This window comes from Dactylosporangium sp. CA-233914, assembly GCF_050942935.1.
Taxonomy (GTDB): Bacteria; Actinomycetota; Actinomycetes; order Mycobacteriales; family Micromonosporaceae; genus Dactylosporangium.
Genome location: NZ_CP192030.1, coordinates 1,493,272 through 1,520,114, shown reverse-complemented (window position 1 = coordinate 1,520,114; position 26,843 = coordinate 1,493,272). Strand labels below are relative to the sequence as shown.

Below are 26,843 nucleotides of genomic sequence, written 5' to 3'. Positions count from 1 at the left end.
CCCCTAGAACTCGCGTTTGGAAGAGGCGATCAAGAGCCGTGTCGACCCAAGCGACCAACTCGCAGGAGAATCCGCTGGCGGGATTTGGCCCGAACGAATGGATCGTCGAGGACATGTACCAGCGGTACCTCGCCGACCCGGCCAGCGTGGACTCCGCGTGGCACGACTTCTTCGCCGACTACAAGCCCACCCCGGACGCCGCCACGGCGTCCGCCGTCGCGGCTGAGCCGGCCCCGGCCCCCGCGCCCGCGAAGCCCGCGGCGCCGAAGCCCGTGGAGAAGGCGGCCGTCAAGCCCGCCGCGAAGCCGGCCGAGAAGGTCGAGAAGAAGGCCGTCCCCGCCACCAAGCCCGCGCCGTCCAAGGAAGCCCCCGCCCCTGCCGGTGGCGCGAAGAACATCCCGCTGCGCGGTGTGGCCGCCCGCATCGTGCAGAACATGGACGCCTCGCTGGAGGTGCCGACCGCCACGAGCGTGCGCGCTGTGCCGGCCAAGCTGCTCTCCGACAACCGGATCGTGATCAACAACCACCTCACCCGTGGCCGCGGCGGGAAGGTAAGCTTCACGCACCTGATCGGCTATGCGCTGGTCCGTGCCCTGGCCGCGCACCCGGAGATGAACAACAGCTTCGCCGAGGTCGACGGCAAGCCCAACCTGGTGCAGCCCGAGCACGTCAACCTGGGCATCGCGATCGACCTGGCCAAGCCGGACGGGTCGCGCTCGCTGGTGGTGCCGAGCATCAAGGGCGCCGAGGCGATGGACTTCCGCCAGTTCTGGTCGGCGTACGAGGACATCGTGCGGCGCGCCCGGCGCGGCGAGCTCACCATGGACGACTACACCGGCACGACGGTGTCGCTGACCAACCCGGGCGGCATCGGCACCGTGCACTCGATGCCGCGGCTGATGACCGGCCAGGGCACGATCATCGGCGTCGGTGCGATGGAATACCCGGCGCCCTACGCCGGCATGTCCGACGAGACCCTCGCCGACCTCGGCATCAGCAAGATCATCACGCTGACCAGCACCTATGACCACCGCATCATCCAGGGCGCCCAGTCCGGCGAGTTCCTGAAGGTCATGCACGAGCTGCTGCTCGGCGAGCACGAGTTCTACGACCAGATCTTCACCGCGCTGCGCATCCCGTACGAGCCGGTGCGGTGGGTCCGCGACGTGGCCCGCACGTCCGAGGGGCAGATCGACAAGGCGGCCCGGGTCGTGGAGCTCATCCACGCCTACCGGGTGCGCGGCCACATGATGGCCGACACCGATCCGCTGGAGTTCCGCATCCGCCGCCACCCGGACCTCGACGTGCTCGAGCACGGCCTGACCCTGTGGGACCTCGACCGGGTCTTCCCGGTCGGCGGGTTCGCCGGCAAGCAGAAGATGAAGCTGCGGGCCGTGCTGGGCGTGCTGCGCGACTCCTACTGCCGGCGGGTCGGCGTGGAGTACATGCACATCATGGACCCGGAGGAGCGGCGCTGGATCGCCGAGCGGGTCGAGAAGCCCTACGAGAAGCCGAGCCCCGAGGAGCAGAAGCACATCCTCAACCGGCTCAACGCGGCCGAGGCGTTCGAGACCTTCCTGCAGACGAAGTACGTCGGGCAGCGCCGCTTCTCGCTGGAGGGCGGCGAGTCGCTGATCCCGCTGCTGGACGAGATCCTGCAGAACTCGGCCGAGGGCGATCTCGACGAGGTCGTCATCGGCATGGCGCACCGCGGCCGGCTCAACGTGCTGGCCAACATCGTCGGCAAGCCCTACGAGAAGATCTTCTCCGAGTTCGAGGGCCACCTCGACCTCAAGTCCGCGCACGGCTCGGGCGACGTGAAGTACCACCTGGGCATGACGGGCAAGTACACCCACCCGGACGGCGAGCACGCGACCACCGTCTCGGTCGTGGCCAACCCGTCGCACCTGGAGGCCGTGAACCCGGTGCTCGAGGGCATCGTGCGGGCCAAGCAGGACAAGATCGACCTCAAGCTCGAGGGCTACACGGTCCTGCCGCTGCTCATCCACGGTGACGCGGCGTTCGCCGGGCAGGGCGTGGTCGCCGAGACGCTCAACCTGTCGCAGCTGCGCGGATACCGCACCGGCGGCACGGTCCACGTGGTCGTCAACAACCAGGTCGGCTTCACCACCGCCCCGGAGTACTCCCGCTCGTCGCTCTACTCCACCGACGTCGCGCGGATGATCCAGGCGCCGATCTTCCACGTCAACGGCGACGACCCCGAGGCCGTCGTGCGCGTGGCGCGGCTGGCGTTCGAATACCGCCAGGCGTTCAACAAGGACGTCGTGATCGACCTGGTCTGCTACCGCCGGCGCGGTCACAACGAGGGCGACGACCCGTCGATGACCAACCCGTTGATGTACGCGATCATCGACCAGAAGCGCTCGGTCCGCAAGATCTACACCGAGGAGCTGATCGGCCGCGGCGACATCCCGATCACCGAGGCGGAGGCGCTGCTCAAGGACTACCACGAGCAGCTGGAGACGGTCTTCAAGGCCACCCGCGACGCCTCCTCCACGCCGGCCGCGCGGCTCACCCGGCTACGCGCGCCCGAGCCCGAGCCGGTGGTCGAGACGAAGATCGACGAATCGGTCCTCCGCGCGATCGGCGAGGCCCACGTCAAGCTCCCCGACGGCTTCACCCCGCACAAGCGCGTCCAGCAGCTGCTCGACCGCCGGGCCAAGATGGCCGCCGAGGGCGACATCGACTGGGGCTTCAGCGAGATCATCGCGTTCGGCTCGCTGGTCAACGACGGCGTCACGGTCCGCCTCTCCGGCCAGGACTCGCGGCGCGGCACGTTCGTCCAGCGCCACGCGTCGATCGTCGACGCCGAGACCGGCACCGACTACATGCCGGTGTCGGCGCTGATCAAGGACAACGCGAAGCTCTTCGTCTACGACTCGCTGCTGTCGGAGTTCGCGGCGATGGGCTTCGAGTACGGCTACTCGGTGGAGAACCCGGACGCGCTGGTCATGTGGGAGGCGCAGTTCGGCGACTTCGTCAACGGCGCCCAGTCCATCGTGGACGAGTTCATCTCCTCCGGCGAGGTGAAGTGGGGGCAGCTGGCCTCGGTCACGCTGCTGCTGCCGCACTCGCACGAGGGTCAAGGACCGGACCACACCTCGGGGCGGCTGGAGCGTTACCTGCAGCTGTGCGCCGAGGACAACATGCGCGTCGCCGTGCCGACGACCCCGGCGAACCACTTCCACCTGCTGCGCCGCCAGGCCCTGTCGCCGAAGAAGAAGCCGCTCGTGGTCTTCACGCCCAAGTCGCTGCTGCGGCACCGGCTGTGTGTGTCGGGCGTCGAGGACTTCACCACCGGCACCTTCCAGACCGTGCTGGGCGACCCGGGCGTGAAGGGCACCGCGCTCGACCCGGCCGGCGTGAAGCGGGTCCTGCTGTGCTCGGGCAAGGTCTTCTACGACCTGCTGCAGGCGCGCACCGACCGGGGCATCACGGACACCGCGATCATCCGCGTCGAGCAGGTCTACCCGATGCCGATCGAGGAGCTGCGGGAGGCGCTGGAGCAGTACCCGAACGCCGAGGACTTCGCCTGGGTCCAGGAGGAGCCGGCGAACCAGGGCGCCTGGTCGTTCATCGCCCTCAACCTGCTCGAGCAGCTGCAGGGCGTGGGCCTGCGCCGCATCTCCCGCCCGGCCGCGGCCGCCCCGGCGGTGGGCTCGACGAAGCTGCACGACGCCGAGCAGCAGGCCCTGATCGAGGCGGCACTGCCCAAGCCGTAATCGATCCGGAACTCCCCGAGGGGCACGGCGACCACGCCGTGCCCCTCACCCGTTCTCCCTGGAGGCTGTCGCTTATGTACTTCACCGATCGCGGCATCGAGGAGCTCGCCCAGCGCCGCGGCGACGAGGAGGTCACCCTCGAGTGGCTGGCCGAGCGCCTGCGCGACTTCGTGGACCTCAACCCGGAGTTCGAGACCCCGATCGAGCGCCTGGCCGTCTACCTGGCCCGCCTCGACGACGAGGACGACGAGTGACCCGCCCGCACTGACGCCGTTGGCCGGTCCAGGATCCGCCCCCGGACCGGCCCGCCTCGCCGCGCGGCTTCGCCCTTGCACGGCGCCACCGAGGCAGCGGCCGATCGGCCGCGTCAGCCCCGCACCGCACGCTTCGTACCGAGTTCCCGCCGCGCCCCAGCCCCCGCACCGCCCGCCTCGCACCGAGTTCCCGCCGCGGCCCGCCGCTGACATCGTCGAACGCCTCCGCATGCCCGCGACCAACGCTGCGGACCCACACCCGCCACGCCGCGACGAAGCGCGACTCGACCCGCTGCCGGGCTCTCCGAGCGTTACAGGCTTTGAGGGAAATGCCCACCGCGGAGCAGCGAATATTCCGATTTGTCCATTTTACCGCGCCCACGGAGGCTCACCGAGGCGCCGGAGCGCCATTTCCGATAAATCGGAAATATCCGGCAGTCAATCCCGGCGACCGGTCAGAGCCGATCTACCCGACGGTAGCCGTGTCGTCCAAATGGGTCATCCGCCTACAACTTGGTGTAGTCCGGCAAGCCAATCGATTGTCCCCAGTCGGGCGATAACGCCCACCACAAGGCGACCTTACATTTCTGAATGTGCCCGCACGTCGCACCCGAACCACCACCGTCACGCTGCTGACCGTCGCCCTGCTCGTCCTGGGCGGCGCCTTCGCCACGTCCGGTTCCGACGACAGCGGCACGCCGTTCACCACCGCCGCCGGCGCGACGGCCGTCGAGACGTCCCCGGCCCCGCACGCGGTCGGCGTGCGCCACTTCGACTTCGCGCGGGGCAAGGACCGGCCGCTGCCGACCATGGTGTGGTATCCGGTGCGCGGCTCGGCCCGCAAGACGCACGGCCGCGCCCAGGTCGACGCGACCCCGCTGCCCGGCCAGTATCCCCTGCTGCTGTGGAGCCACGGCTTCTACAGCAACCCGCAGATGCAGGAGGGGATGACGAAGTTCCTGGCCGAATCCGGATACATCGTGGCGGCGCCGGCGTATCCGTACACGAAGAAGGACGGGCGGAAGTTCGACAAGACCGACGTGCCCAACCAGGCCGTGGACGCCTCGTTCGTGATCACGCGGATGATGGACGCGGACAACCCGCTCGCGGCGAGCATCGACCCGGAGCGCCTCGGCGCGGTCGGGCACTCCGGCGGCGGCACGACGACGAACTGGCTGTTCACGGGCAAGCGTGACCCGCGGCTCAAGGTCGGCGTGATCTTCGCGGGGCGGCCGACCCAGGCGTACAAGGGCACCCCGGTCCCGCTGCTGTTCATCCACGGCGACAAGGACCCGGTGGTCGCCTACAGCCAGGGCCGCGAGTCCTACGGCAAGGACCCGTGGCCCAAGGCCTTCCTGAGCATCGAGGGCGGCGAACACGGCGCCGGCACCAACGACCCGGAGCGCGGCCACGCGCAGGTGCTCGCCACGCTGCTGGACTTCCTCGACTTCGCGCTCAACGGCGATGACGTGGCCCGGATGCGGCTGCCCAGTGACGCCACGCAGCCGGGCTGCACGCACTTCGAGTCGGTCGGCCTGTTCCCGGGTGACTATCCGAACGCGACGAACAGCACCAGTGCCACCACGACGACGGCCGCACCCACGCCGACCCAGAGTAAGGTTCTGGACCTGGCGGGCTCGGCCGGCTGATTGGTGTTCACCCAAGCCTGAAAAGCCTGAGTGTTCTGACTCGGGTCAATTCGCTCATCGGGCATGGCCGCCACCTTACCGAGCCCGCGACTTCCGACAGTGGCCGAACAGTGTCGGATTGTGGCACTCTCCCCCGGGCGGGGGACCGCGAGCGTTCCTGCCGGGGGCCGGGGCCATGCCGCGCTGCGGGCAGCCAAGCGCACGTTATACCCCCGCGGCGTCCTCAACCCGGGTGTCCTCGTCCGAGGTCCCCGCACGAGCCGGCAGCGCCCGCCGCAGCAGCGTGCCGAGCCCGATGAGCAGCAGCCCGAGCAGGAAGAACGCGACGGTGAACCCGAGCGAGGTGATCGTGACCCCGCCGGCGTGCAGCTTGTTGACGTCGATGAACGGGTACGGGTACTCGTGGACGAACGCGCCTCGGATCATGGCGAAGACGAGGTACGCGAGCGGGTAAGCGAGCCACACCGCGGCGAACCACCAGCGCACCCGCTCCCGCTCGACGAGCAGCCAGGTGACCGCGGCGAGGATCGGCACCACGGTGTGCAGCAGCAGGTTGTGCAGTGCGTGCGCCCCGGAGTCCGGCTGGTAGAACGGGCTCGCGGGGTTGGCCAGCAGCGTGTGGTAGACGGTGCCGGTGATGCAACTGTAGAGCGTCGCCGCCCCGCGCACCCAGGCCGGAACCGTCCCCACCGCCGCGATCGCCGAGACCACGGCGATGATCACGGCGCTCTGCACCGTGAAGTACACGAACGAGCCCCAGTCACCGTGGTTCCACAGCTGCAGCGCGACGATCCCGGCCACCGCGCAGACGGCGGTGAGCGCACGGAACACGACAGTCATGCGCGGAAGGTAGCGAGAATTCGCCCTCCGCGGAAGCGGTCGCCCCGCCCGGCCGTCCGTACCGTTGGAGCCATGCGCCCGCGCCCCGCCCCCGCCGCGAGTTCCCCGGTGCACCCTCTGGCCCGTTACGCGCTCGGCCTGCTGCTCGCGGCCGGGCTGGTGGCCGGCTGCACGGCGAAGCCGGAGGCCCCGGCACGATGGGCCACGCGGTCGCCGTCACCCGGGGCGACGGCGGCGAACCGGCTGGCCGCGGTACAGCTGCCGCCGCCCCTCGCCCTGCCGCAGTCCGTGCTGTCGGTGTCGTCGCAGCAGGTCACGTACGTGCGCGACGGACGCGCGCTGCGGACGCTCGTCTGGACGCCGGACCACCCGGGGCACTACCCCGCCGTCGTGTTCAGCCACGGCCTCAACGGCACCCCGGAGGAGTTCGCCCCGCTGCTCAAGAGCTGGGCGGAGGCCGGCTTCGTGGTGATCGCGCCGGCCTACCCGCACACGACGCGCGGCGCCGCGGACTTCGACGTGCTCGATGTGCTCAACCAGCCCGCCGACGCCAGCTTCGTGCTCGGCAAGGTTCTGTCCGGGCCGCTCGGGCAGCGGGTCGACGCCAAGCGCCTGGCCGCGGCCGGGCACTCCGCGGGCGCGATCACCACGGTCGGGCTGTTCACCGCCGGTCGCGATCCCCGCCTGCGGGCGGGCGTGGTGCTCGCCGGCAGCGGGCTCGGCGTCGGCACGGCGTTCTCCGGCACGCCCGCGGCCCTGCTCTTCGTCCACGGCGACGCCGACCCGCTGGTGTCCTACGAAAGCGGCAAGGCGACGTACGACCTGGTGCCGTGGGCGAAGGCGATGCTCACGATCCCGGGCGGCAACCACAACGACCCGTTCCTGAGCCCGGACAACCCCGCTTTCCAGACCGTCGCGGAGAGCACGCTGGAGTTCCTGCGCCTCGAGCTCTACGGCGACCAGGCCGCCCGCGCCGCCTTCACACCATCGACGGATCTCGACTCACACCTGTGAAGGTTCACGCGGTGTGGTCGAGCACCACCTTGCCGAAGACGTCGCCGGAGTGCAGCAGCTCGAACGCCTTGCGGGCTTCCGAGAACGGCACCACCGAGTGGATCACCGGCCGGATGCCGGTGCGGGCCAGCAGCGCCATCAGGTCGGCCAGCTCCTGCGGCGTGCCCATGCTGGTGCCCAGGATCTCCAGCTGCAGCGCGAACATCCGCCGCAGGTTGATCGTCGGCAGGTGGCCGCTCGTCGCGCCCGAGACCACGATCCGCGCGCCCGTCTTGGCGCACTTCATCGAGTGCTCGAAGGTGGCCTCGCCGACCGTCTCGATCACGACGTCGACGCGTTCGGGCAGACGGGCGCCGGGCTCCAGGGCCGTGGCACCCAGGGCCGCGATCCGGTCACGCTTGGCGGCGTCGCGGCTCGTGGCGTACACCCGAGCGCCGAGGGCACCCGCGATCAGCACCGCCGCCGTGGCCACCCCGCCGCCCGCGCCCTGCACCAGGACCGCGCCGCCGGCCTCCAGGCGACCCTTGGTCGTGAGCATGCGGAACGCGGTCAGCCACGCCGTCGGCAGGCAGGCCGCCTCCGCGAAGGTGAGCTCCGCGGGCTTGGGCACAAGATTGTACGCCGGGACGGCGACCTTCTCCGCCACCGTCCCGGGGTAGTACTCCGAGAGGATCGTGAAGTCGCCCTTCTCGGTGTAGACGACCGGATACACCACGACCTCGGTGCCGTCCGGGCCGACGCCGGCGGCGTCGCAGCCGAGAACCATCGGCAGCTGCTCCTTGCGCAGGCCGACGCCGCGCAGCGACCACAGGTCGTGGTGGTTGAGCGCGCTGGCGCGCACGTCCACCACGGCCCAGCCGTCGCGCGGCGCCGGCTGCGGGGCGTCGCCGATCTCGAGCACGGACAGCGGGTCGGCATCGTTGAACGAGGTTGCGAGTGCGGCGCGCATGTCCGTGACCTTCATGTGAGCGGAACCGGGCTATCGGATGACGCCGTCGCGGCGGGCCGCCTCGGCCACCGCGGCCGCGACCGCCGGGGCCACGCGCGGGTCCAGCGCGCTCGGCACGATGCAGTCGGGCGCGATCTCGCCGGTGGCGAGCACGCCCGCGATCGCCTCGGCCGCGGCGATCTTCATGCCGTCGCTGATCCGGGTCGCCCCGGACTCCAGCGCCCCGCGGAAGATGCCGGGGAAGGCCAGCACGTTGTTGATCTGGTTGGGGAAGTCGCTGCGGCCGGTGGCGACGACGCTCGCGTAGCGCGCCGCGATCTCCGGGTGCACCTCGGGGGTGGGGTTGGCCAGGGCGAGGATCGCCCCCTCGGGCGCCATGCCGGTCAGGGCCGCCTCGCCGATCGTGCCGCCGGAGACGCCGATGAGCACGTCAGCCCCGCGCAGCGCCGAGGCGATGTCGCCGGTGACGCCGCCCGCGTTGGTGTCCCGGGCGAGCTCGGCCTTGACGGGGTTGAGGTCGGTGCGCCCGGCGTGCAGGCAGCCGCGCGAGTCGAGCACGATGATCTCGCCGGCATCGGCGCCGCCGGTGATGAGCATGCGGGTCACCGCCACGCCGGCCGCACCCGCACCACTCACGACGATGCGCAGGTCGCCCAGGTCGCGGCCGAGCACCTTCGCGGCGTTGCGCAGCGCGGCCAGCACCACGATCGCGGTGCCGTGCTGGTCGTCGTGGAACACCGGGATCGGCAGCGACTCCTCGAGGCGCCGCTCGATGTCGAAGCAGCGCGGCGCCGAGATGTCCTCCAGGTTGATCCCGCCGAAGGACGGCGCGAGCGCGGTCACGATCCGCACGATCTCGTCGGGGTCCTGGGTGTCCAGGCAGATCGGCACGGCGTCCACGCCGCCGAACTGCTTGAACAGCACCGCCTTGCCCTCCATGACCGGCATCGCCGCGCGGGGGCCGATGTTGCCCAGGCCGAGCACGGCCGAGCCGTCGGTCACCACGGCGACGGCCTTGCCGACCCAGGTGAGGCTGTGGACCAGGGACTCGTCGGCGGCGATCGCTTCGCAGACGCGGGCCACGCCGGGCGTGTACGCCAGGGAGAGGTCCTCGCGGGTGGACAGCGGGACCGTCGACTGCACCGAGAGTTTTCCGCCGTTGTGCAGATCGAACACGGGGTCCGAGACGGAATCGGACACAGATGTAAGCACGGGGGCTCCTTTGCCTCGGCTTGCGATACAGGAAGGACGCGCGGCCGGGTGGAAAGCGCGAAAGTACATTGCGAAGGCGGCCGGGGGTCACCCGTATCCGCCCAACCTTAGCTTGGGACCCGCCGCAGGCGCACCGGTTGTGGCCACCAGCGAAATGTCACACGGCCGACAATGTCAGCGCGCCCATAACGCGCCGAATCGTCGCTTCCGAACGGGTTGTCACCCATCACCCACCACCCGTCAGCGTCGGCCCGCTCGACCCGCTTGACCACCAGCAGGTCCGGCCGGGCCCGGAACCGCGCGACGACCACGTCGCCGGGGCGGGCGGACGCCGTGCGCCGCACCAGGATCCGGTCGCCGGAGCGCAGCGTCGGCACCATCGAGGGGCCGGACACGAGTGCCGTAAACCACGGCAGGCGCATGAAATCCCCGAACGTGGATAGGAGTAGGGTCAGCACTGAGGATCATCGCAAATCACCCTGGAGGGTTCGATGCGACTGTCGCGGCTTTTCACCCCGCGCACTGTGGTGAGCGCCCACTGCGACCTGCCGTGTGGTGTCTACGACCCGGCGCAGGCCCGAATCGAGGCCGAGTCCGTCAAGGCAATCTCTGAGAAGTACCAGGCCAATGAGGACCCCGCGTTCCGCACGCGTGCCCTCATCATCAAGGAGCAGCGCAGCGAGCTGGTGAAGCACCACCTGTGGGTGCTGTGGACCGACTACTTCAAGCCGCCGCACTTCGAGAAGTATCCGCAGCTGCACTCGCTGTTCAACGAGGCGACCAAGCTCGCCGGGGCCACGGGCGCCAAGGGCTCCGCCGACCCGGCCGTGGCCGAGCAGCTCCTCGCGAAGATCGACGAGATCGCGAAGATCTTCTGGGAGACCAAGCAGGCCTGAGCCGCGATCCTTCCGAGCGTTTCCCCCATCCCGCCACGCGGGGTGGGGGAATCCTTTTGCAGCCGGTCTTCGCAGACAGGGAGTTCGATGATCCGCCCCGCCGGGCCCGACGACGCCCCCGCGATCGTCGAGATGGTGTACGAACTCGCCGAGTTCGAGCGCGCCCGCGACGAGTGCCATCTCACCGAGGAGCAGTTGCGCGCCGCCCTCTTCGGCCCCTCCCCCGCCGTGTTCTGCCACGTCGCGGAGCAGGCCGGCGCGCCCGTCGGCATGGCGCTGTGGTTCCTCACGTACTCCACGTGGGAAGGCGTGCACGGGATCTACCTCGAGGACCTCTACGTCCGCCCGGCCGCCCGCGGCACCGGCGCCGGCAAGGCCCTCGTCGCGGCGCTGGCCGCGGTCTGCGTGCAGCGCGGGTACCGCCGCCTCGAATGGGGGGTTCTGGACTGGAACCCGGCCCGCGGGTTCTACGAGGCCCTGGGCGCGGGGCCGAAGTCCGAATGGGTGCCGTACCGGCTCTGCGGCGCGCCGCTGGCCGCCCTCGCCGCGTCGCGGGGTGTACAGGGGTCGTAGAGTCGCCTGCGAGGGGGTTCATCGCGTGACTCAGGTCGTTTCGAAGAGGTCCGGCGCCGACGGCGACGACGTGGTACTGCTGGCCGTGCCCGCGTCGCCCGCATACCTCGGCGTGCTGCGCACGGCCACGGCCGGCCTGGCCGCGCGCCTGCAGTTCACGCTCGACGAGATCGAGGACCTGCGCATCGCGGTGGACGAGGCGTGCGCCATGCTGCTCGCGGTGGCCGCCGACACCCCCCAGCTGGGCGACACCGTCGAGCTCTGCTGCCGGTTCACCGTCACCAGTGATGCCCTCACGGTCTACACGACCGTGCCCCTGGGCTCCCCGGACGAGCGCCTCCCGGGCGGCGAGAGCTTCGCCTGGCAGGTGCTCAGCGCCCTCGCCGACGAGGTCTCGGCGACGGTCGACGCGCACCAGGCGGGCATCCGCCTGACCAAGCGCCGCCCTTCCTGAACGACCCCTCGTGGTGGCCGCCTACAGCGCGGCGGCCAGATACTCGGCCGGTCGCGCGTGGTCGATGTGGGTCCTGGCCAGCTCCATCGCCCGGGCCGCGTCCTGGGCCCGGATGGCGGCGATCATCGCCCGGTGGTCGCGGTCGACGGCGTGCCAGAACGGCGGCGGCGCGGCCCGCTCCACCGCACGCCGGTCGGTGAGGTTGTACAGCGGCCGGACCACCAGGCCGAGCAGGGAGTTGCCGGCCGCGGCGGCCACCGCCAGGTGGAAGGCGGCGTGCGCCTCGATGCGCCGCTCCAGGTCGTCGCGGGCCGGGTCGAACATCGCGGCCTCGAGCTCGGCCAGGTGGTGGGCGGAGCGGCGGGAGGCGGCCAGGCCCGCGGCCGGCACCTCCAGCAGACGGCGGACCTCCAGGAAGTCCTCGTCGGTCACCGCGCCGCTGGCCAGCAGCAGGCCGACGCCGTCGGAGAGGGTCTCGCCCAGGGCGTGCGCGTCGGGCTCGGCGACGAAGCTGCCGCCGTTGACCCCGCGCGTGGTGACGATCAGGTGCTGGCTGCTGAGCAGGCGCAGGGCCTCACGAACGGTCGAGCGGCTCAGGCCCGACTGCTCGCACAGCTGGGGCTCGGTCGGCAGGCGTTCGCCAGGACGGAGATGGCCGGACATGATGTCGTCGCGGAGGCGCTCGGCGAGGACCTGGTAGGCAGGTGCGACCGTCACGACAACCGAGCGTAGAGCACCGAAACCGGTTGCGGACGGACCCACGCGCGCAGAACGGACACCTTGTTTCTCAGCGAGGTGTATACGGCGAGCGAACCGACCCACCTGCGCAGCGAACGGTCAGCGCACGCCCAGCGCGATCCGGGTGGCGGGGGCGAACAGCAGCACGGCGCCGGTCAGCCCCAGGACGAACAGCGGCGCGCCGAGCCACGGCGAGCCGGTCTGCAGCATCGTCAGGCCGATCGGCATCTGCAGCATCTGCACCACGATCCCGGGACCGCGGGCCCAGCGGCGCCGGCGGTGCAGGGCGAGCCCGATGCCGAGGAAGCACGCGGTCATGAGCGCCAGGTAGACCGTCACCGAGACGGCGCCGGGGACCGAGGCCGCGTCGGAGGTCAGGTCGAGATACACCAGCCAGAGCGTCACCAGGAGAAGCCCGGCGCCCTCGACGAGGAGCAGGCGCACGGCCCAGCGCAGGGTCGCCGGGGCCCGCTCGGGCACCGTGGAGGCCGCGGCCGTCCCGTTCACCTGCACGCGCCTGTCACCTGCGCGTCCCTCCTGCTCACGACGTGTGTCACGACATCCGACGGGGTTGTACGGGTCCAACCTTATCGCGCGGGGAACGGGGTACAGTGCCGCCCATGCGAGCCCTTCTGGTGGTCAACCCCAACGCCACGACCACCACCGAACGCGGGCGGGACATCCTGGTGCGGGCTCTGCGCAGCCAGGTCGACCTCGACGTCGCCTACACCCAGCGCCGCGGCCACGCCGCGGACCTGGCTCGCGAGGCGGCTCGGGAGGGCCTCGACCTCGTCGTGACGCTCGGCGGCGACGGCACCGTGAACGAGGCCGTCAACGGCCTGATGACCTTCGACGCGGGCCCCGCGCCGGACCGCGCGCACGACCGGCCGGCGCTCGCGGTCGTGCCGGGGGGCTCGACGAACGTCTTCGCCCGGGCGCTCGGGCTGCCCAGTGACTGGGCCGAGGGCACCGGCGCGATCCTGGAGGCACTGCGGGACCGCCGCGAGCGGCTGATCGGCCTGGGCCGCGCCGACGACCGATACTTCACCTTCTGCGCGGGCCTGGGCCTGGACGCCGAGGTCGTACGCCGCGTCGACCAGGCCCGGCACAAGGGCTCCACGTCCACGCCGTGGCTGTATTTCCGCTCGACGATGGCCCAGTTCGCCGCCACGAATCGGCGGGTGCCGCTGCTCACGCTCGAGTTGCCCGGCGAACCGGCTCTTTCCGGGCTAGCGTGGATGCTGGTGCAGAACACGGCACCGTGGACATACATCGGCGAGCGGCCCGTCAACCCCAACCCGCGCGCCTCGTTCGACACCGGCCTGGACCTACTCGGCCTGCGGGAACTCCCGGTCGGGGGCACGACGCGCACCGTGGCGCAGATCCTTTCCAACCGCCACGAGCCGAAAGGCAAACATGTCGTGCAGTTGCACGACCTGCCGGGGTTCACGCTGACCGCCGCCAGACCGATCGCCTATCAGGTCGACGGGGAGCACCTCGGCGAGGTCGACAAGCTGGATTTCGCATCCGTACCCGGGGCGTTACGCGTAGTGTGTTGAGCCACCCCGCGGCGATCACCACCGAAGGGGGAGAAAGTTGCAGAGAGTCGCGACAGAGACACCGCAGCCGCATCCCCGAAAGCCCTCCGGTCGTTGACCGAACCGTACTACATTGGTCACTGACTGTTGCGAGCCAGGGTCACCAGCTACCACAAAACCGGACAAACATCGCGTGAGCTTGCTCACCGGCTTGGATTTTTTTGACTGGGACCCCTTGACATCGCGGGAGTTCGTGAAAGCATTCACAAGCGAAACGACCACTGAGCGTTGCCCGCACACATGTTACGGATCTTCAGGCTCCGCCTAGCCGAACCGTCACATGAGATGCATAACGGGAATCATCAACAACGATCCGCGAAAAAAACAAGGAGTGTTGCCGCCATGTCGGACTGGCGCCACCATGCCCTCTGCCGCGACGAGGACCCGGAGCTGTTCTTCCCCATCGGGACCTCCGGCCCAGCGTTGCTGCAGGTTGAGCAGGCGAAGGCGGTCTGCCAGCGCTGCTCTGTGACCTCCGAGTGCCTCCAGTGGGCGCTCGACTCCGGTCAGGACGCAGGCGTCTGGGGCGGAATGAGCGAAGACGAGCGTCGCCTGATGAAGCGTCGCGGCGGCCTGCGGGTCCGCGCTCACTCTGCCTGAGCCTTTCACACACACGCACGACAGACGACGAACGCCCCGGCCGCTTCGGCCGGGGCGTTGTTGCGTTCGGGATTCAGTCGAAAAGCTCACCGAAGAAGCTCTCCCGGTGATGCCTCCGGTGCTTCTTGTGATGGCCGTAATGACCGTAACCGCCATGTCCGCCATGCGCCTGCGGGTACGGTTGCTGATGGGGCTGCTGCGGATATCCACCGCCGTATGACGGCTGTTGCGGATATCCACCACCGTGTGACGGCTGCTGGCGGCCCTGCCAGGCCTGCTCGGCGTCGATCAGCCGCTCCAGCTCGCCGCGGTCCAGGAAAATCCCGCGGCATTCGAGGCACTGGTCGACGGTGACACCGCTGCGCTCGAACTGGCGCATCTCACCACGGCACTTGGGACAAGTCATCATCCGTCAACGGTAACCGCTACGTGCCACGTGCCGGTTCAGCAACGGCCTCAGGCGGCCCGTAGGAGCCCGAACTCGCCGAGCCTGGACACCACGAGACGGGCGACGTCCACGTGCGCTCCCAGTGGCGCAGCGACCGGCGCGAGCGCCCCGGCCCGCAGCGCCGAGTCGATCACGAGATCGTGCAGCTTGCCGGGGGCGAGGAAGTACGACGAGACGGCGATCCGCTCGCAGCCCCGCGCCCGCAGGGCGGCCACGGCGGCGGCCCCGGTCACCGGGGAGGCCGAGGCATAGGCGGCCACGCACGGCCGGCCCAGCGACGCCCCCAGGGCCGCCGCGGCGACGTCGACGCCGTGGCGGGCCAGGTCGTCGCGGGTGCCGGCGGCGGCGAGGACCACACCGTCGTACGAGATCGGCGGCAGCAGCCGGCGCAGCGCCGAGAGCAGCAGCGCGGGCGCGCCGGCGCCGAGCACGTCGGTCGTGGTCACGTCGAGCGCCAGGCCGTCGGCCCGGGCCCGCTGCAGCACGGCGGGCAGGTCGTAGCGGCCGTGGAAGGCGTTGGTGAGCAGCAGCGGCACGACGACGGCGCGGCGATGCCCGAGCGCGGCGAAGGCCGCCAGCTGCTCGCCGGGGCGCGGGCCGGCGTGGTCGAGGAACGCGCAGCGCACGTCCGAACCGGGCCGCTGGGCCGCGACCGCCCGCGCCAGCGCACGGGTGGCCGCCGCGGCCCGCGGGTCCGAGGACCCGTGGGCCACCAGGAGTACAGCCGTCATGCGGCGATCACCCGGAGGTGTGCAGACCGCACTCGGTCTTGTCGAACATCGGCCAGCGGCCGCCGCGCGGGTCGCCGCCCGGAGGCGTGCGCCGGGTGCACGGCCAGCAGCCGACGGAGGCGTACCCCTGCCGCATGAGCGCGTTCACCGGCACGTTGTACCGCGAGATGTACGCGTCGACGTCGGCCTGCGTCCACTGCGCCAGCGGCGAGACCTTGAACTTGCTCCGGGCCTGCTCGAAGCTCACGATCGGCGTGTTGGCGCGGCTCGGCGACTCGTCCCGGCGCAGGCCGGCGGCCCACGCGTCGTAGTCGTCCAGGGCCCGCTCCAGCGGCTCGATCTTGCGCATGAAGCAGCACTCGTCCGGGTCGCGGGCGTAGAGCCGCGGCCCGAACTCGGCGTCCTGCTCGGCGACCGTCTGGCGGGGACGGATCGAGCGGACGGTCACCGGTAGCGTGCGCTGCACGATCTCGCGCACCCGCAGCGTCTCGGCGAAGTGCAGGCCGGTGTCGAGGAAGATGACCGGCACACCGGGCACCACGCGCGACACGACGTGCGCGAGCACCGCGTCGGCGAACGAGCTGGTCACGCAGAACCGGTCGCCGAACTGGGCCGCGGCCCACTCGACGATCTTCTCCGCGGGCTGGTTCTCCAGGCGGGCCGAGGCGGCCTTCGCCAGGTCGATCGACTCCTGCGTACTCAGTGTAGTTCCGGCAACCGTTGTCATCGCTTGGCCTCCAACGCTTTCGCCGCCAGTCCCAGGAATTTCAGTGAGAAGACGCGGGCGCAGCTGCGGCACTCCCATGCGCCGTGCGCGTCCTCATGGGGTCTGAGGTCCTCCTCGCCGCAGTACGGGCAGTGCAGCGGCGCCATCCTCTCGCTCATCGCAACTCCTCTTCGGGAGCGCGCATGACCCAGCGGGCGAAGGACTCGCCGGACTCGCGCCCGGCCAGGTAGTTGTTGGCGACCCGCTCGACGTACTCGGGCAGGGCGGCCGCGGTGGTCTTGAGGCCGCGCAGCTTCCGGCCGAAGCCGGCGGTCTGCCCCTCCGCCATGCCCAGGCCGCCGCCGAGGTGGATCTGGAAGCCCTCGACCATCTCGCCGCTCTCGTCGCGCACGAGCATGCCCTTCAGGCCGATGTCGGCGACCTGGGTGCGAGCGCAGGCGTTCGGGCAGCCGTTGAGGTGGATCGAGATGTCGGCGTCGAGGTCGGCGACCTTCTTCTCGAGGTGCTCGATCAGCTCGGCCGCGCGGGCCTTGGTCTCCACGATCGCGAGCTTGCAGAACTCGATGCCGGTGCAGGCCATCGTGCTGCGCCGCCACGAGGAGGGCCGCGCCTCCAGGCCGATCTCCGACAGGCCCGCCACGAGCGACTCGGTGCGGTCCTGCTCGATGTCGAGAACCAGGATTTTCTGGTACGGCGTGAGCCTGATCCGCTGCGAACCGTGCGCCTCGGCGAGGTCGGCGACGCCGGCGAGCTGGGTGCCGGAGCTGCGCCCGGCGATCGGGGCGGCGCCGACGAAGTACTTGCCGTCCCACTGCTTGTGCACGCCGATGTGGTCGACCGGCTTCTCCGGCAGTTCGGGCGCCGGGCCGTCGACGAGGCGGCGGCCGAGGTACTCGTTCTCCAGGATCTGCCGGACCTGGTCCGCGCCCCAGTCGGCGACCAGGAACTTCAGCCGGGCGCGGCTGCGCAGCCGGCGGTAGCCGTAGTCGCGGAACACCCGCACGACGCCCAGCCAGACCTCGGGCACCTCGTGCAGCGGGACCCAGGCGCCGAGGCGCTGGGCGAGCATCGGGTTGGTCGACAGCCCGCCGCCGACCCACAGGTCGAAGCCGGGCCCGTGCTCGGGGTGGATGACGCCGACAAACGAGACGTCGTTGGCCTCGTACGGCGTGTCGGCCAGCCACGAGATCGACGTCTTGAACTTGCGCGGCAGGTTCGACAGCTCCGGGTCGCCGACGAAACGCCGGTTGATCTCGGTGATCGCCTCGGTCGGGTCGAGCACCTCGCTCTCGGCGACCCCGGCGATGGGGCTGCCGAGGATCACCCGCGGGGTGTCGCCGCAGGCCTCGGTGGTCGACAGGCCGACCGCCTCCAGCTCGCGCCAGATCGTCGGGACGTTCTCGATCTCGATCCAGTGCAGCTGGATGTTCTGCCGGTCGGTGACGTCGGCGGTGTCGCGGGCGAAGCGCTGCGAGATCGAGGCGATCACGCGCAGCTGCTCGAGCGAGAGCTGACCGCCGTCGCTGCGGATGCGCAGCATGAAGTAGCGGTCGTCGAGCTCCTCGGGCTCCAGCACGGCGGTACGCCCGCCGTCGATGCCGGGGCGGCGCTGCGTGTACAGGCCGTACCAGCGGAACCGCCCGCGCAGGTCGGCGGGGTCGATCGAGTCGAAGCCCCGGTGCGCGTAGATGTTCTCGATGCGGGCCCGGACGTTGAGCGGGTTGTCGTCCTTCTTGCTGCGCTCGTTCGGGTTGAGCGGCTCGCGGTGCCCCAGGGCCCACTGCCCCTCACCACGGGGGCGCCCACCAGCCGCACCACGTCCGCGGACAGTGTTCACCGACATGTCGGCGTCCTCTCAGGGATCGAGAGCGCGCGACCAAGCGCCGGCCGATTCCGAATACGACGGAAACGGATGACGTCGATGTCATAAAAAATCCGGCGCGAAGTCGCGCACCCGGGAAAAATTCGACGGGCGGCGTTCAGCAAGCCGGACAGATGGCGCTGCGCACGCGACCGTAGTCGACGTGTCGGCGGCTGACGAGCCGCAGAGAAGCAGCGTGCATGGGGTGCAGTCTTCCACGTGCGGCGGTCCTTACGCCACGTCTGCGTGAGGGTTCTCTCAACAGAATTTGACGAAGGTGTAACTGGAATAACACCCAGTCGGTAGGAATTGGGGTTTGGTTATCGGCGCGCTCGACGGCAGCGGGCGGGCTCGTCCCACACTCCGGTCGGTTTCAGCGCCTGGCCAGTGGGACCACCATCACCGCCTCGGTGCCACCCTCCGCCCGGGCCCGCAGCTCGATCGTGCCGCGCAGCTCGCCGGTGGCCAGCGTGCGCACGATCTGCAGGCCCAGCCGCTCGCTCGAGTCCAGGTCGAAGCCCTCGGGCAGCCCGCAGCCGTTGTCGGCGACGGTCACGTGCAGCTGCTTGCGGAACCGGTGCACCGAGACCACGACCTCGGGCTTCGCCGGCGCCGTGGGCTCGAACGCGTGCTCGACGGCGTTCTGCAGCAGCTCGTTGAGGACCATGACCAGCGGGGTGGCGATCTCGGCGGGCAGCACCCCGAAGTCGCCCTCACGGCGCACGGCGACGTTGAACCCGGCCGCCCCCACCTCGACGGCCGCCGCGGCGACCCGGTCCACGATGCCGTCGAACTCCACCGCCTCGTCCGAGGCCTCCGAGGACATGGACAGCGTCTCGTGGACCAGGGCGATGGAGGCCACCCGGCGTACGGACTCCTCCAGGGCATGCCGGGCGGCCGGAACGCCGACGCGGCGCGCCTGCAGGCGCAGCAGCGCGGCGACGGTCTGCAGGTTGTTCTTGACCCGGTGGTGGATCTCGCGGATCGTCGCATCCTTGGTGATCAGCTGCCGGTCCCGCCGGCGTACCTCGGTAATGTCCCGCACCAGCACGAGCGCCCCGATCGGCACCCCCGCCGGCATGAGCGGCAGCGCCCGCATGAGCACGGTCGCGCCCCGGGCCTCCAGCTCCTTGCGGGCCGGGGCCTCCCCGTGCAGGGCCTGGTGGACGCGGTCGGTCGCGTCGGCGCCCTCCAGCGGGTCGTCGACGAGCCGGCCGGTGGTCTCCGCGAGGCTCTCGCCCACCAGGTGGGTGGTCAGGCCCAGCCGGCGGTACGCCGACTGCGCGTTGGGGCTGGCGTAGGTGACCTTGCCGGTGGCGTCCAGCCGGACCAGCCCGTCACCGATGCGCGGTGCGCTGGTCGTCTCGCCCGGGTGGCGCGGCGGCGGCCAGCTGCCGTCGGCGATCATCTGGGTGAGGTCGTCGGCGGTGGTCAGGTAGTTGAGCTCCAGCTGCGCCGGCGTGCGCGCGGTGCTGAGGTTGGTGTCGCGGCCGAGCACGGCGATGACCTTGTCGTGGCCGCGGCGGCGGACCGGGATCGCCTCGTGGCGGGCGGGCATGTCGCCGTACCAGACCGGGTCGCCCTCCCTCCAGATCCGCCCCTGCTGGCGCACGATCGCCAGGTGCGCGACCTCCGGCCCGCCCGCGATCCGGCCGACCTGGTCGTCCTGGTAGGCGGTGCCGGCGGTGGTCGGGCGCACCTGGGCCACGCAGATGAACTCGCCGCGGACCTCGATCGGCACCCACATCAGCAGGTCGGCGAAGCTGAGGTCCGAGACGATCTGCCAGTCGCCGGCCAGGCGGTGCAGGTGCTCGATGTCATCAGGCTCGAGGCTCGTGTGCTCCTCGACGAGGTCGCGCAGGGTGGACACGGTGACCAGACTAAGGTTGCCGGGTGCGGCGTTTGGTACTTCCCCTGCTGATGGTGCTCTCGCTGGGCGGATGCGGCTGGGCGGGCCGCCACGACGAGACCTCGAAGCCCGACGGCTTCCTGCTGCACGGCTACGTCAGCGTCGCCGGTGCCGCCGGCGGCGCGACCGGCTCCGCCTGCCTCGCCCCGGCCTCCGTGCCCGACATCGTGGCCGGCGGGACGGTGCGGGTCGCCGACACCGAAGGGCACGTCATCGCCGCGACGCAGCTCGCCGCCGGGGTGCTCGCCCCCGACGGCGCCGGCTACGACTGCAACTTCGCCTTCGAGCTGGCCAACCTCTCCGGCAGCCGGGCGACGTACCTCGTCATGGTCGGCACCCGCCCGGCCGCCTCCTTCCCGACCAAGGAACTGCGCGAGGGCCGGCCGGCGGTGATCCCGGTCGAGGCCGCTACAGCGTCGTCGTCACCTTCTTGAGCCCGCGCGGCGCGTCGGGGTTCTCGCCGCGCAGCAGTGCGAGCTGCAGCGCCAGGCGCTGCAGCGGCAGGATGTCCAGCAGCGGGGCGTAGCGCTCGTCGACGTCCGGGGTGCGCACCCAGCCCTTGGCCCCCTCGAGCGCGCTCGGGCCGAAGACGACCGTGTCCGCGCGGCGCTCGCCGAGGCGGGCGACCACGTCGCGCATCGACTCCCCCGCCGGGCCGTTGCCGACGACCGCGAGCACCGGCACGTCCGGGTCGGCCATCGCCAGCGGGCCGTGCAGCAGGTCCGCACCGGAGAACGCGAGGCCGGCCAGATAGCAGGTCTCCATGAGCTTCAGGGCCGTCTCGCGCGCGGTCGGGTAGGCGTAGCCGCGGCCCGTGGTGACCAGGCGGGCGGCGAAGCGGTATCGCGCGGCGAGGTCGACCACGGTGTCGTCGGCCAGCAGCGCCTGCGCGTGCCCGGGCAGCTTGGCCAGCTCCGCACGCTCCTCGGCCGGCAGGGTGCCGCCGCCGCGCACGCTCTCCACGAGCATGAGCAGGGCGAGCAGCTCCGCCGTGTAGGTCTTCGTCGCCGCGACCGCCACCTCGTGCCCGGCGACCACGTCGACGTGCAGCTCGGCCGCCTGCGCCAGCGGCGAGGCGGCGTTGTTGGTCACCGCCAGGGTGTGCGCGCCCTGCTCGCGCGCGACCCGCAGCACCTCGTGCAGGTCGGGCGAGCCGCCGCTCTGGCTGACCCCGACGACCAGCGTGTCGCGCAGGTCGGGGCGGGCGCCGTACACCGTCATCGCCGACGGGCTGGCCAGGCCGGCCGGGATGCCGAGGCGGATCTCGGTGAGGTACGCGGCGTAGAGGGCCGCGTGGTCGGACGTGCCGCGCGCGGTGAACACCACGCTGCGCGGCTTCCACTGGACGATCTTCGCGGCCACCTCGCCGATCTCGCCGGCGCGCTCGTCGAGCAGGCGAGCGAACACCTCCGGCTGTTCGGCGATGTCGGCCTTCATCCCGGCGCCGGTCATATACGGTCCCCTCCACTGCTCGATCGGTGCGCGTTACTGCTCATAGTTTCGCAGTTTCGCGCACCGATCGCTAGTTCGGGGGGCAAGTTCGCGCAGCTCGTGCGCGAAACTACCCTTCCCGCGCAACCATCGTGCGCTCGGACGGCTCGGCGGCCGGCCCACCGCGCAGCGCGACCTCACGGACGAAGAACGCGAGCACCGGGATCGCCGCCGCGGCCACGGTCGACCACAGGAACACGCCGGACGTGGCGCCCGCGATCGCGTCGACGACCGCCGTGCGCACCGGCGCCGGCAGCTGAGCGAGCGTCGCGGGGTCGATGCGCGCACCCCCGCCGCCGCTGGCGAGCCGGTCCGCGGCCGCGGAGCCGAGGCGCTCGCCGAGCATCGAGTGCAGGCGGTGGTTGAAGATGGCCCCGAAGATCGCCACGCCGAACGCGCCGCCGATGGAGCGGGCGAAGGTGGCGGTACTGCTGGCGACGCCCAGGTCCTTCAGCTCGACGCTGTTCTGCGCGATCATCATCGTGGTCTGCATCAGGAAGCCCAGGCCGAGCCCGAGCACCGCCATGAACGCGCCGGACTCCCACTTCGAGGTGTGCGGCCCGAGCTGGGCGAGCAGCAGCATCGCGGCGACCAGCACGGCGCCGCCGATGATCGGGAAGACGCGATACCTCCCGGTCTGGGTGATGATCCGCCCGACCAGCAGCGACGTGAGCAGCATGCCGCCCATCATCGGCAGCAGGAGCAGCCCCGAGTTGGTGGCCGAGGCGCCCTGGACGATCTGCTGGTAGAGCGGCAGGAACGTCACCGCGCCGAACAGCGCGAAGCCGACCAGGAAGCCGACCAGCGCCACCAGCGTGAAGTTGCGGTTGGCGAAGATGCCCAGCGGCACGATCGGCTCCGGGTGGCGCCGCTCGACCAGCACGAACGCGACGAGCGCGAGCACCGCCACCACGGCGAGGCCGCGGATCTGCGCCGAGCCCCAGGCGTACTGCGTGCCGCCCCACGTGGTGATCAGCACGAGACCGGTCACGCCGACGGACAGCAGCAGCGCCCCGAGCCAGTCGATGCGGTGCTCGGTGCGCCGCTTCGGCAGGTGCAGCCGCAGCGCGAGCAGGGCCAGGGCCGCGCCACCCAGCGGCAGGTTCACGAAGAACGCCCAGCGCCAGTTCGCGTGGTCGGTGATGAAGCCACCGACAAGCGGCCCGGCGACCATCGCCACCGCCATGACGGCGGCGAACTGCCCCTGGTACTTCCCCCGCTCCCGCGGCGGCACCAGGTCCCCGAGCACCGACATCGCCCCCACCATGAGGCCGCCGGCGCCGAGGCCCTGGAACGCGCGGAAGCCGATCAGCTCGGGCATCGACGTCGCGATGCCGCACAGCGCCGAGCCGATCAGGAACAGCACGATCGAGGTGATGAAGACCCCCTTGCGGCCGTAGAGGTCGCCGAGCTTGCCCCACAGCGGGGTGGAGACGGTGGTGCCGAGCACGTAGGCGGTGACGACCCACGAGAGGTGATCAACCCCGCCCAGGTCACCGACGATGCGCGGCATCGCGGTGCCCACGATCACGTTGTCGAGCATGGCCAGCAGCATGGCCATGAGCAGCCCGGGAAGGACGACCTTCACCGGGTTGCCAGTTTTTGTTTCGGACATTTCAGGCACGCTCCCCGAACTTACCTGTCGACCGGCTAGTTGACTTACTAGCCGCACGGTAAGCTGTTACTAGTCGAGCGTCAAGTAGGATCGGTGGCGATGGACAGTCGGGGTGAGCAGCAGGCCACGGCCCGGGTCGTGCGGGGCCGCAACCGGATCCGCACGGGCGAGGCCGAAGGCGCCGACGTCCGCGCCCACATCCAGCGCGTGGCCCTGGACATGTTCATCGAGGACGGCTACGACAAGACGTCGCTGCGCGAGATCGCCGAACGCCTGGGCGTGACGAAGGCGGCGCTGTATTACCACTTCCCGACCAAAGACGACATCGTCTCGAGCCTGATCGAGCAGCGCATCAAGGCGGTCGACGCCCTGCTGGAGTGGGCCGAGACCCAGCCGCGCGACCCCGGCCAGCGGATACGCTTCATCGAGCGCTACGCGAACCTGCACGACGAGTTCGTCCACGAGAACGTGATCAGGTTCTTCGAGCGCAACCAGACCCTGATCAACACCCTGCCGGCGGGCAAGCGCCTGCGCGAGCAGATGATGCGGGTCTTCGAACTGCTGGCGGACCCGCAGGACACGATGGCCCAGCACCTGCGACGGTCGATGGCGCTGTTCGCGGTCCACGCCAGCTGGGTCCTGCTGCGCGAACACCCGGGCACGGCGCTGCAACGCCGCGAGGCGGCCCTGGAGGTCGCCACGGAGCTGATGTCCTCGGCCGACCGCCTGGGCGCCGGCACTCCGCCCACCGACCCCGAGCCCGCCGACACCGTGAGTGAGGCCCTGTCCGACAAGGACGGCGGACTACGCCCGAACGCCACCGATTCCGACGGTTCCGCCGCGCAGCCGCGCTGACAGTTTCCGCCTAAATCGGGATAATTCCCCCTGCCCTGCCCTGCCCTGCCCTGCCCTGCCCTGCCCCGCCCTGCCCCCGGCTCCGACCCCCGCCGCCCAGCCGCCGGCCGCGTAGCCCAGTTCCCGGGTCCGGGTCCGCCCCTGGCCGGGCCGGCCTATCGCGCCAGAACCGCCAGTCGCAGGCGCAGCCCAAGGAGGTTGACCCGGGGCACCGGCGACCAGTCCAGCGACGGGTCCCGCTCGAAGCCGAACTGGGTGTACAGCGCGTGCGCACCCGGGTTGTCATCCCGCACGCAGATCACGAGGGCGCGGCATCCCAGCTCGGCAGCCCGCTCGACACACGCGCGGACCAGGGCCCGGGCCACCCCGCGCCGCTGGGCGGCCGGGTCGACGGCCAGGGTGCGAAACTCGGCCTCGCCGTCCCGGGACACCTCCGCGTACGCGCCGCCCGGCAGCGTGAACGTCACCGCCCCCAGCACCGCCCCGTCCTGGACCGCGACCAGCACGTCGGCCGCGGCCGTGCGCCCCGCCACGTCGGCGAGCACATCCGCGTACTCGGGCGACGCCTCAAGCTGCCCGTCGACCCGGTAGGCCTCCACAGTCAGCCGCGCGACCTCGCCATACTCGCCGGGCTCGATCATCCGGACGACGAGCGGGCCCCGCACAGCGGCCGCGCTGAGCGTCTCCGGGTTCGACCGCAGGGCGGGGCCGGGTGGAGTCGGTCCGCCCGGTGTCGGGCGGGCGCCAGCGGGTGGGGCCGACGCGCCCGGCGGCGTGGCGGGTGCGCTCACCCGATCACGGCGATGAGGTCGCCCTCCTGGACCACGTCGCCCTCGTTGACGGCGATCTTGCTGATCGTGCCGTCGGACTCGGCCACGACGGGGATCTCCATTTTCATCGACTCAAGGATCACCAGGGTGTCGCCCTCGGCAACCTCGGCGCCGACCTCTGTGGTGATCTTCCAGACGTTGGCGACCATCTCGGCGCGGATCTCGTCGGACATCGCGGGTCTCCTTCGTGGCTGCATCGTTGCGCTCGCAGCATATCGGTGCGCCCCGCCGTCGCGGGGAAACCGGGCCTGAACAGGCTGTTCGCGGCGGGGACCACCGTGGCCGCGAGAGCAGCGAGGCCAGCGCTTCGGCGGCGTCGGCCTCCGGGGCGGGCGGCGGACGCTGACGCTGCGAGCCCGGAGCCGCGCACCTGCGGGCCACCACCGCAGGCCGTGGACCAAGAGATGAGCGTAGTGCGAGGCAGTGGAGAACGAGGGCGCCGCGGGGACGACCAGTCAGTGCGGTACGCGGACCTCGGCGGTGCGTGCCGGCTTACCTACCGTAACAGACGCTCACAAATCCCCGGACTCGAGGTGGCGCAGTGTAGCCGAGCCGTGACTAGTCCGGCCGGAGCTCGCGGGAGTCGGCGTTGACGACCAGCTCGGAGAGCTTGGCGCGTAGCCGGGCCTTGAGCTCGACCGGGGCGAGCTCCGAGCCGCAGCAGCGCGCCACCAGGGCCTTGACCTCCTGCTCGATGCCGAACTCGCGCAGGCACGGCGAGCACTCGTCGAGGTGCTCGCGGATCAGCGCGCGCCGGTCGTCGGCGCACTCCAGGTCGAGGTAGAGGTACACCTCGGCGAGAACGTCACTGCAGTCGGTCTCGTGCGGGTCTCCACAGCTCATCGGATCTCAGACCTCGCTCGGCTCAGCGGACGGGGTGCGGGTGAACCCTCGGTCGGCAGCATAAGCCTCCAGCTGCCGGCGCAGGTTGCGCCGTCCGCGGTGCAGCCGGGACATCACGGTGCCGATCGGCGTGTTCATGATGTCCGCGATCTCTTTGTACGAGAAGCCCTCGACGTCGGCCAGGTAGACGGCCAGGCGGAACTCCTCGGGCAGCGACTGGAGCGCCTCCTTGACGTCGGAGTCGGGCAGGCGGTCCAGGGCCTCGGTCTCGGCCGAGCGCAGGCCGCTGGACGTGTGCGACTCCGCCTCGGCGAGCTGCCAGTCGGTGATCTCCTCGGTCGGCGCCTGGACGGGCTGACGCTGGCGGCGCCGATACGAGTTGATGTACGTGTTCGTCAGGATCCGGTACAGCCACGCCTTGAGGTTCGTGCCCGTCTCGAACTGGTGGAACGCCGCGAAGGCCTTCAGGAACGTCTCCTGCACCAGGTCCTCGGCGTCCGACGGGTTGCGCGTCATCCGCAGGGCCGCGGCATACAGCTGGTCGATGAAGGGCAGCGCGTCATGCTCGAACCGGACCCGCTGCTGTTCCGCGCTCTCGCTGCTCACCACTCGTGCGACCCCCACCCTCGACCGTCCCGCCGAGGATACGCCGAGTTGCTGTGCGAGATCTGAGTTTGTGGCGCCCGTCAAGCGCCCCCGTGTGATCGGCTGCCACGACGGATCGGGCTCCGCGTCGGTCGCCGCCGGCCACGCCGGGGCGAACAGCAGCTCGCGGATGCGCAGATCGTCACGCTCAAGTGTTGCCACGCTTGGAATCCCTCCGCTGGCGGCACCTCGGCAGCGCCGCACCCCCGATGTAACACCGGGACCCGCTCGGCCATTCCAACGTGACCTGCCCCACCCCGGAACCCGCCCGACCCCGGAACCCACCCCGAACCTCACCCGGCCTGCCCCCGGCGGCCGGTCACACTTTGGGACCGGGCCGGCCGCCGGGAACAGGAAGGGCCTGGGAG

The 26,843-nt window shown here is 70.9% G+C and carries 29 protein-coding genes; 11 read left to right on the top strand and 18 right to left on the bottom strand.

From position 1 onward, the window contains the following. Positions 1 to 38: 38 nt before the first annotated feature. From ACQPY0_RS06975 to ACQPY0_RS06965, 3 genes are all read left to right on the top strand, one after another. Entirely contained in the window at positions 39 to 3,743 is a 3,705-nt protein-coding gene (locus ACQPY0_RS06975) for a multifunctional oxoglutarate decarboxylase/oxoglutarate dehydrogenase thiamine pyrophosphate-binding subunit/dihydrolipoyllysine-residue succinyltransferase subunit (RefSeq protein WP_432986083.1), read from the top strand. 74 nt (positions 3,744 to 3,817) lie between these two features. Then, the gene (locus ACQPY0_RS06970; protein WP_432986081.1) at positions 3,818 to 3,997 is read left to right on the top strand and encodes a DUF6104 family protein; all 180 of its coding nucleotides are present in this window, start codon (positions 3,818 to 3,820) and stop codon (positions 3,995 to 3,997) included. Positions 3,998 to 4,590: 593 nt separating this feature from the next. Continuing rightward, the gene (locus ACQPY0_RS06965; RefSeq protein ID WP_432986080.1) at positions 4,591 to 5,646 is read left to right on the top strand and encodes an alpha/beta hydrolase family protein; all 1,056 of its coding nucleotides are present in this window, start codon (positions 4,591 to 4,593) and stop codon (positions 5,644 to 5,646) included. A gap of 204 nt (positions 5,647 to 5,850) precedes the next feature. On the opposite strand, the gene ACQPY0_RS06960 is transcribed toward ACQPY0_RS06965, so the two are convergent. Continuing rightward, positions 5,851 to 6,486 (bottom strand): Pr6Pr family membrane protein, encoded by a 636-nt coding sequence (locus ACQPY0_RS06960; RefSeq protein WP_432986078.1) that lies wholly within the window; start codon positions 6,484 to 6,486, stop codon positions 5,851 to 5,853. A 72-nt stretch (positions 6,487 to 6,558) separates the two neighbouring features. Here ACQPY0_RS06960 and ACQPY0_RS06955 point away from each other — a divergent pair, with 72 nt between their 5' ends. Beyond that, complete coding sequence (locus ACQPY0_RS06955; RefSeq protein ID WP_432986076.1) at positions 6,559 to 7,500, top strand: alpha/beta hydrolase family protein; 942 nt, start codon at positions 6,559 to 6,561, stop codon at positions 7,498 to 7,500. A 4-nt stretch (positions 7,501 to 7,504) separates the two neighbouring features. Here the strand turns inward: ACQPY0_RS06955 and ACQPY0_RS06950 are convergent, their stop codons facing one another. The 3 genes from ACQPY0_RS06950 to ACQPY0_RS06940 form a co-directional block, all read right to left on the bottom strand. Continuing rightward, complete coding sequence (locus tag ACQPY0_RS06950) at positions 7,505 to 8,449, bottom strand: zinc-binding dehydrogenase (protein ID WP_432986074.1); 945 nt, start codon at positions 8,447 to 8,449, stop codon at positions 7,505 to 7,507. Between the two features lie 30 nt (positions 8,450 to 8,479). Next, a complete protein-coding gene (locus tag ACQPY0_RS06945) occupies positions 8,480 to 9,661 on the bottom strand; it encodes an NAD(P)-dependent malic enzyme (protein WP_432986072.1) in 1,182 nt (393 codons plus the stop codon). Positions 9,662 to 9,768: 107 nt separating this feature from the next. Next, a complete protein-coding gene (locus tag ACQPY0_RS06940) occupies positions 9,769 to 10,083 on the bottom strand; it encodes a S26 family signal peptidase (RefSeq protein ID WP_432986070.1) in 315 nt (104 codons plus the stop codon). Between the two features lie 69 nt (positions 10,084 to 10,152). Between ACQPY0_RS06940 and sodN the strand changes: the two genes are divergently transcribed. From sodN to ACQPY0_RS06925, 3 genes are all read left to right on the top strand, one after another. Beyond that, positions 10,153 to 10,557 (top strand): superoxide dismutase, Ni, encoded by a 405-nt coding sequence (gene sodN / locus ACQPY0_RS06935; RefSeq protein WP_432986068.1) that lies wholly within the window; start codon positions 10,153 to 10,155, stop codon positions 10,555 to 10,557. 87 nt (positions 10,558 to 10,644) lie between these two features. After that, positions 10,645 to 11,130, top strand: coding sequence for an N-acetyltransferase family protein (locus tag ACQPY0_RS06930; protein WP_432986066.1), 486 nt, complete (start codon positions 10,645 to 10,647; stop codon positions 11,128 to 11,130). A 25-nt stretch (positions 11,131 to 11,155) separates the two neighbouring features. Beyond that, positions 11,156 to 11,584, top strand: a complete 429-nt coding sequence (locus ACQPY0_RS06925; RefSeq protein ID WP_432986064.1) for an ATP-binding protein — start codon at positions 11,156 to 11,158, stop codon at positions 11,582 to 11,584. Between the two features lie 21 nt (positions 11,585 to 11,605). On the opposite strand, the gene ACQPY0_RS06920 is transcribed toward ACQPY0_RS06925, so the two are convergent. Both ACQPY0_RS06920 and ACQPY0_RS06915 read right to left on the bottom strand, forming a co-directional pair. Next, a complete protein-coding gene (locus ACQPY0_RS06920; RefSeq protein ID WP_432986062.1) occupies positions 11,606 to 12,301 on the bottom strand; it encodes a FadR/GntR family transcriptional regulator in 696 nt (231 codons plus the stop codon). A 120-nt stretch (positions 12,302 to 12,421) separates the two neighbouring features. After that, a complete protein-coding gene (locus ACQPY0_RS06915; RefSeq protein ID WP_432986060.1) occupies positions 12,422 to 12,835 on the bottom strand; it encodes a hypothetical protein in 414 nt (137 codons plus the stop codon). Between the two features lie 107 nt (positions 12,836 to 12,942). Here ACQPY0_RS06915 and ACQPY0_RS06910 point away from each other — a divergent pair, with 107 nt between their 5' ends. Both ACQPY0_RS06910 and ACQPY0_RS06905 read left to right on the top strand, forming a co-directional pair. Then, positions 12,943 to 13,881 carry a diacylglycerol/lipid kinase family protein gene (locus tag ACQPY0_RS06910; RefSeq protein WP_432986058.1) on the top strand — a complete coding sequence of 313 codons (939 nt, stop codon included), beginning with the start codon at positions 12,943 to 12,945 and terminating at the stop codon, positions 13,879 to 13,881. Between the two features lie 381 nt (positions 13,882 to 14,262). Next, positions 14,263 to 14,520, top strand: coding sequence for a WhiB family transcriptional regulator (locus ACQPY0_RS06905; protein ID WP_190257048.1), 258 nt, complete (start codon positions 14,263 to 14,265; stop codon positions 14,518 to 14,520). A gap of 73 nt (positions 14,521 to 14,593) precedes the next feature. On the opposite strand, the gene ACQPY0_RS06900 is transcribed toward ACQPY0_RS06905, so the two are convergent. The 6 genes from ACQPY0_RS06900 to ACQPY0_RS06875 form a co-directional block, all read right to left on the bottom strand. Beyond that, positions 14,594 to 14,926 carry a zf-TFIIB domain-containing protein gene (locus tag ACQPY0_RS06900; protein WP_432995052.1) on the bottom strand — a complete coding sequence of 111 codons (333 nt, stop codon included), beginning with the start codon at positions 14,924 to 14,926 and terminating at the stop codon, positions 14,594 to 14,596. A gap of 50 nt (positions 14,927 to 14,976) precedes the next feature. Continuing rightward, positions 14,977 to 15,699: a sirohydrochlorin chelatase gene (locus ACQPY0_RS06895; protein ID WP_432986056.1), complete on the bottom strand. Its 723-nt coding sequence runs from the start codon at positions 15,697 to 15,699 to the stop codon at positions 14,977 to 14,979. A gap of 7 nt (positions 15,700 to 15,706) precedes the next feature. After that, entirely contained in the window at positions 15,707 to 16,426 is a 720-nt protein-coding gene (locus ACQPY0_RS06890; RefSeq protein WP_432986054.1) for a phosphoadenylyl-sulfate reductase, read from the bottom strand. Then, positions 16,423 to 16,584, bottom strand: a complete 162-nt coding sequence (locus ACQPY0_RS06885; RefSeq protein WP_395900435.1) for a hypothetical protein — start codon at positions 16,582 to 16,584, stop codon at positions 16,423 to 16,425. The genes ACQPY0_RS06890 and ACQPY0_RS06885 overlap by 4 nt, the downstream gene beginning before the upstream one ends. Further along, complete coding sequence (locus ACQPY0_RS06880) at positions 16,581 to 18,269, bottom strand: nitrite/sulfite reductase (protein WP_432986051.1); 1,689 nt, start codon at positions 18,267 to 18,269, stop codon at positions 16,581 to 16,583. Before ACQPY0_RS06880 ends, ACQPY0_RS06885 begins: the two co-directional genes overlap by 4 nt. Positions 18,270 to 18,660: 391 nt before the next feature. Next, positions 18,661 to 20,157, bottom strand: a complete 1,497-nt coding sequence (locus tag ACQPY0_RS06875) for a sensor histidine kinase (protein ID WP_432986049.1) — start codon at positions 20,155 to 20,157, stop codon at positions 18,661 to 18,663. Positions 20,158 to 20,180: 23 nt separating this feature from the next. Between ACQPY0_RS06875 and ACQPY0_RS06870 the strand changes: the two genes are divergently transcribed. Then, positions 20,181 to 20,630 carry a hypothetical protein gene (locus ACQPY0_RS06870; RefSeq protein WP_432986047.1) on the top strand — a complete coding sequence of 150 codons (450 nt, stop codon included), beginning with the start codon at positions 20,181 to 20,183 and terminating at the stop codon, positions 20,628 to 20,630. Here the strand turns inward: ACQPY0_RS06870 and ACQPY0_RS06865 are convergent. Both ACQPY0_RS06865 and ACQPY0_RS06860 read right to left on the bottom strand, forming a co-directional pair. Then, positions 20,605 to 21,633, bottom strand: a complete 1,029-nt coding sequence (locus ACQPY0_RS06865) for an SIS domain-containing protein (RefSeq protein WP_432995050.1) — start codon at positions 21,631 to 21,633, stop codon at positions 20,605 to 20,607. The genes ACQPY0_RS06870 and ACQPY0_RS06865 overlap by 26 nt on opposite strands. 124 nt (positions 21,634 to 21,757) lie before the next feature. Next, a complete protein-coding gene (locus ACQPY0_RS06860; RefSeq protein ID WP_432986045.1) occupies positions 21,758 to 23,311 on the bottom strand; it encodes an MDR family MFS transporter in 1,554 nt (517 codons plus the stop codon). 90 nt (positions 23,312 to 23,401) lie between these two features. Here ACQPY0_RS06860 and ACQPY0_RS06855 point away from each other — a divergent pair, with 90 nt between their 5' ends. Further along, on the top strand, positions 23,402 to 24,157 hold the full coding sequence (locus tag ACQPY0_RS06855; protein ID WP_432986043.1) for a TetR/AcrR family transcriptional regulator: 756 nt from the start codon (positions 23,402 to 23,404) through the stop codon (positions 24,155 to 24,157). 155 nt (positions 24,158 to 24,312) lie between these two features. On the opposite strand, the gene ACQPY0_RS06850 is transcribed toward ACQPY0_RS06855, so the two are convergent. From ACQPY0_RS06850 to ACQPY0_RS06835, 4 genes are all read right to left on the bottom strand, one after another. Continuing rightward, entirely contained in the window at positions 24,313 to 24,798 is a 486-nt protein-coding gene (locus tag ACQPY0_RS06850) for a GNAT family N-acetyltransferase (protein WP_432995048.1), read from the bottom strand. Between the two features lie 146 nt (positions 24,799 to 24,944). Continuing rightward, positions 24,945 to 25,160 (bottom strand): biotin/lipoyl-binding carrier protein, encoded by a 216-nt coding sequence (locus ACQPY0_RS06845; RefSeq protein WP_432986041.1) that lies wholly within the window; start codon positions 25,158 to 25,160, stop codon positions 24,945 to 24,947. A gap of 385 nt (positions 25,161 to 25,545) precedes the next feature. Continuing rightward, the gene (gene rsrA, locus ACQPY0_RS06840; protein ID WP_432986039.1) at positions 25,546 to 25,830 is read right to left on the bottom strand and encodes a mycothiol system anti-sigma-R factor; all 285 of its coding nucleotides are present in this window, start codon (positions 25,828 to 25,830) and stop codon (positions 25,546 to 25,548) included. Between the two features lie 6 nt (positions 25,831 to 25,836). Then, on the bottom strand, positions 25,837 to 26,637 hold the full coding sequence (locus ACQPY0_RS06835) for a sigma-70 family RNA polymerase sigma factor (protein ID WP_432986037.1): 801 nt from the start codon (positions 26,635 to 26,637) through the stop codon (positions 25,837 to 25,839). Positions 26,638 to 26,843: the final 206 nt, after the last annotated feature.